This window comes from Streptomyces sp. SM1 (assembly GCF_002910825.1).
In the GTDB taxonomy this organism is placed as follows: domain Bacteria; phylum Actinomycetota; class Actinomycetes; order Streptomycetales; family Streptomycetaceae; genus Streptomyces; species Streptomyces okerensis.
The window spans coordinates 1-2830 of record NZ_NEUB01000201.1 but is presented as its reverse complement, the minus strand read 5'-3'; the positions used below and the strand labels follow the sequence as shown (position 1 = coordinate 2830).

Sequence of the window (2830 nt, the reverse complement as noted above, 5' to 3'; positions counted from 1 at the left end):
GTCCAGCGCTCCTCCGTGCGCGGACAGATCCTCGCCGCGTTGCGCACCGCGCTGGTGACGGGTGACCTGCGGCCCGGCGAGGTGTACTCCGCCCCGGTGCTCGCCGAGCGGTTCGGCGTCTCCGCGACGCCGGTCAGGGAGGCCATGCAGCAGCTCGCCCTGGAGGGCGCGGTCGAGGTCGTGCCCAACCGCGGGTTCCGCGTGGTCGAGCGGGGGACGCGGGAACTGGCCGAACTCGCCGAGGTACGGGCGCTGATCGAGGCGCCGGTGGTGCTGCGGCTGGCGCGGACCGTCCCGGCCGAGCGGTGGGCCGGACTGCGGCCGCTCGCGGAGGCGACCGTGCGCGCGGCTTCCTCCGGGTGCCGGGCGACGTACGCGGAGGCCGATCGCGCGTTTCACCGTGCGGTGCTCGGGCTCGCCGGGAACGAGCAGCTGGTGCGGATCGCTGAGGATCTGCACCGGCGGGCTCAGTGGCCGCTCGGCGGGGGTGCCTCCGGGGGTGGGGGGCGGGCGGAGCTGGTCGCGGACGCGCATGAGCACACGGTGCTGCTGGACGCGTTGATCGCGGGCGATGTGGATGTGGTGCGGGCGTTGGTGGGGGAGCACTTCGGCGGGAGTGTCTGAGCGGGAGTGTCTGAGCGGGGGCGGGGCGGGGCGTAGCCGGTTTGCTTCGCCCCCGCCGCCCCTTCCCTTCCCTTCCCCCGGGGCTGCGCCCCGGACCCCCTTCGGCCTGAACGGCCTGGTCCTCAGACGCCGGACGGGCTGGTGGTGCGTCCCCGGGGTTGTGCCCCGGATCCCGTTCGGCCTGAACGGCCTGGTCCTCAGACGCCGGACGGGCTGATGGCGCGCGTTCCCGGGGCTGCGCCCCGGACCCCGTTCGGCCTGGTTCTCAGGCGTCGGGTGGCTGGAGGGGCGGGGTGTGGGGGAGTGGTCAGACTGTTGCCGCGCCTGGGGTTGGGGGGGAGAGTTGGGCGGCCAGCCAGGTGGGGACTCCGCCCAGGAGGCGGAAGAGGCGGTGGGCCTCCTCGCGGAGGCGGGAGGCCTCCGGTTCGGTCTCCGTGTCGGCGAGCGAGACCAGAGCCGGGGCGGTGCCGACGAGGTAACCCAACTCCTCCCGGATACGCAGGGATTCGGCGAAGCCGTGCCGGGCCTCCGCCAACTCCCCGTCGCGCAGCGCGAGTCCGGCCAGGTGCCGCCAGGTGCCGGACAGCAGCAGCGGGTCTGCCTGCGCGGTGGCGCCCGCGATCAGCCCGCGCCGGAAGTCCAGCAGCGCCCGCCCGGCCGCTCCCGGAGCGATCAGCGCCGCCGCCCGTCCGAGCGCGGCCCGCGCCTCGTCCGCCCGGTCGCGGACCCGGAACAGCGTGGCGGCGTAGGCCAAGTACCCGCGTTCACAAGCGGCCGCCCCCCGCTCGTCGTCACTGTGCGCCAGTGCCTCGGCGGTCCGCAGCGCGTCCTCGGCCTCCTCCCACCCCGTCTCCGTGTACAGACAGCGCTCCACCAGCAGCGACGCCCGCTGCAGTGCCGTGTCCGGGGTGGTGGGTACGAGCAGCGCGGCCGCGTCGGCCCAGCAGGCACGTGAGCGCAACCGCCACACCGCCGTCTGGAGAGGATCGTCATCGGCGGTCGTTCCGTCACCGGACATGGCGGTATGCGCCACGTTGCCCTCCCCGAGCACGCCATTGAGCTGTTGAGTGGTGGCCGCATCTCAGCACGAACCACAGGGCCCGGCCAAGAGGGTGGGTGAAGGATTTCACAAAGTCGTGCGCTGCGGACCCGAACGGGCCGGACAGATCTTCTTCGGCTCAACTCATCCGCAGCGCGAGGAAGAAGTCCAGCTTGTCCTCCAGGCGGGACAGGTCACGGCCCGTCAGCTGCTCGATGCGGCCGACGCGGTAGCGCAGCGTGTTGACGTGCAGGTGGAGACGGGAGGCGCAGCGGGTCCAGGAGCCGTCGCAGTCGAGGAACGCCTCCAGGGTGGGGATCAGCTCGGCGCGGTGCCGGCGGTCGTAGTCCCGCAGGGGGTCCAGCAGACGGGCGGTGAAGGCCCGTCGTACGTCGTCGGGGACGAAGGGGAGCAGCAGGACGTGCGAGGCGAGTTCCTGGTGGCCGGCCGCGCAGACCCGGCCCTGGCGTGCCGCGGCCACGCGCCGGGCGTGCCGTGCCTCCTCCAGCGCGCCGCGCAGCCCCTCCGCGGAGTGCACGGCGGCGGAGACACCGAGGGTGAGCCGGCCGGTTCCGTCGAGACCGGCGGTGAGCGGATCGCGCACGGCTTCCAGCAGGGAATCGGCGAGCACCCCCCCGGAAGAGTGATCTTTCTCGTCGGACACGGCGGGCAGCGGCACCAGCGCGATCGCCTCGTGCCCGGTGTGTGCCACCGCGATGCGGTCGGAGTGCTCGGAGCCGGCCTGCGCCGGGTCGACCAGGATCTCCTCCAGCAGCGTCCGCGTCACCGCGCCGCCGTCGGCCTCCCCGCCGTCCCAGTCGATCCGGGCCACCACGACCTGCCAGTGCGGCGCGGTCCCGAGTCCGGGCAGCAGCACCGGCGCCGCCACCCGCAGCCGTGCCGCGATCTCGGCGGGCGCGGCACCCGTCTGGACCAGCTCCAGCACCTCCTGCGCCAGGCGGCGCCGGACGGTGCGTGCCGCGTCCCGGCGGTCCCGCTCGACGGCGATCAGCTGGGTGACCCCCTGCAGCAGGTCCAGCCGCTCCTCGGCCCAGTCCCCGGCGTCGGCCTCGACGGCCAGCAGCCAGTCGGACAGCACGCTCTCGCGCACGTCCCCCGTGCCCGGCGCGGTGCGCCCGCCGCCGTCCACCGGGAAGAGGCTGTACG

At 74.4% G+C, this 2830-nt stretch carries 3 protein-coding genes; 1 reads left to right on the top strand and 2 read right to left on the bottom strand.

Features of this window, described 5'->3' with window-relative positions; translation table 11 throughout:
* Positions 1–624: GntR family transcriptional regulator (locus B9S61_RS04650; RefSeq protein WP_103541050.1), on the top strand; the 624-nt coding region annotated here is incomplete at its 5' end.
* Positions 625–931: 307 nt separating this feature from the next.
* Here the strand turns inward: B9S61_RS04650 and B9S61_RS04645 are convergent.
* A complete protein-coding gene (locus B9S61_RS04645) occupies positions 932–1657 on the bottom strand; it encodes a hypothetical protein (RefSeq protein WP_103541049.1) in 726 nt (241 codons plus the stop codon).
* Between the two features lie 145 nt (positions 1658–1802).
* Positions 1803–2830 (bottom strand): CdaR family transcriptional regulator (locus tag B9S61_RS04640; RefSeq protein ID WP_181007244.1); only part of this gene is annotated, 1028 nt, incomplete at its 5' end.